This is a genomic window from Streptomyces calidiresistens (assembly GCF_014141525.1).
Lineage (GTDB): Bacteria > Actinomycetota > Actinomycetes > Streptomycetales > Streptomycetaceae > Streptomyces > Streptomyces calidiresistens.
Map to the genome: position 1 here is coordinate 1 of NZ_VKHS01001001.1, position 1,709 is coordinate 1,709.

2 protein-coding genes are annotated in these 1,709 nt (G+C 69.5%); both read left to right on the forward strand.

What is annotated here, in order from left to right:
• Nucleotides 1-213 precede the first annotated feature (213 nt).
• On the forward strand, nucleotides 214-1,299 hold the full coding sequence (locus tag FOE67_RS30175; protein WP_182667074.1) for a serine/arginine repetitive matrix protein 2: 1,086 nt from the start codon (nucleotides 214-216) through the stop codon (nucleotides 1,297-1,299).
• Between the two features lie 64 nt (nucleotides 1,300-1,363).
• Complete coding sequence (locus tag FOE67_RS24915) at nucleotides 1,364-1,672, forward strand: hypothetical protein (RefSeq protein ID WP_143624462.1); 309 nt, start codon at nucleotides 1,364-1,366, stop codon at nucleotides 1,670-1,672.
• Nucleotides 1,673-1,709: the final 37 nt, after the last annotated feature.

Sequence of the window (1,709 nt, forward strand, 5' to 3'; positions counted from 1 at the left end):
GGGAAGGGGCGACGGCGGTCCCTCCGTCATGTCCACGTTTGGGGACGCCCGATGGTTCATGTCGTTCGGATCTGAACCCGGGGCCGTGGTGGTGCGTGGTAGGGGTGGGCGCGACCGCGGGCGGAGCCGGCGGGCCCGCCGCCCGCCCACCGCACGTCCGGCTCACACACGGTTCGGCCCGCCCCCGCCGGGAGGAACCGGGGAAGGCGCACCATGGCCGACGACCTTTCCGCCGATTTCTCGATCGACTACTCGGTGCTGCACCAGGTGCGCGAGAACATGCTCGAACTGGCCGAGGAGGCGGGCAGCGGGGGCGCCAGCGGGGACTACCGCGACCTGGGGGAGGCCAACGCCGGGGAGCGGAGGGCGGTGCTGGGCCACAGCGGGCTCTCGGAGGCCTTCAACCTCTTCTACACGGTGTCGCGAGCCCGGGTGAAGGAGGCCAAGGACGGCCTGGAGGAGCTGGGCAACCTCTTCGGCGGCGTCGCGGACGGCTTCTTCAACGTCGACTCCCAACTCGCGCAGAGCGCCGGGGCCTCCAAGGCCGCGGGGAACCTCGACAACTGGCGGGCGGATACCGAGGCGTACCAGCAGTGGGAGAGCGACCGCGCCGCCTGGGAGAGGTACCTGGAGTCCATCGGCGTCTCCGCACAGGACATCTCGGACCCGGAGTTCTCGCTCCACGAGGCCTGTTCGGTGGATGACCCGCCCGGCTTCTGCGAGCAGTGGAAGGAGGATGTCGCCGACGCCAGGGCGGGTGACGGCGAGCGGCCCCCGGAGAACCCCGGGGAGGCCCCGCCCAAGCCGTCGGACACCCCGCCCACCCGGTGGGAGTACACCGACGCGTCGGGCACCACCGTCGTCGAGCTGGAGTTGGACGACAACCACGAGATCGTCAAGGAGACCTCGACGGTCACCACCACCGACGGTCAGAAGTTCGTCTCGGAGACCGTCTACGACGGCCCGGTGCACACGGTGGAGGACGACAACGGCCGCGGCTACACCTTCCGCGACCAGACCACCACGACCACCTACGCCGACGGGACGACCACCACCTCCGCGACCGTTTACGACGGCGAGCCCCGGACCGTCTCGCTCGGCGAGGACTCCACCGGGCGGGAACGCTTCGCGGCCTTCCAGGACCACACCGTCACCACCACCGACGAGGACGGCAGGACCGTCTCCACCACGAAGGTCGTCCTCGACGACGACGGCTCCGGAACGATGACCGTCACCGAGGACGGCAAGACCACCGAGTACACCCGCTCCGGCCCCAACGCCAAGTGGGAGGAAAAGTGATCCGACCCCCGGCCGCCGGATCCCGGCGACCGGTTCCCCCGGCACGCAGCGAAAGGACGGCCCCGTGGCCAACATCAAGCTGAACTACGACGAGATCGACCGGGTCTGCAACGTCCTCAACACCAGCGTCGAGGAGACCCTGGTGCCCCGGATGAACGAGGCCCAGCAGGAGGTGGACGCGCTGCTGGAGACCGGCCTGGTCTTCGTCGAGGCCAGCCCCGCCCTCCAGGCGCAGTACCAGACCTTCACCACGTCGCTGAAGAACGCGACGCAGAGCATCATCGACTACGCCAACCAGTTCCAGGCCATCAAGGAGTCCATGCAGGAGATGGACGCGGACATGGCCGAGAAGGTCAAGAGCAGCGGGCGCTGAGCCCCCGGCCCCTCCCGTCACCCTCCCGTCCGTCACC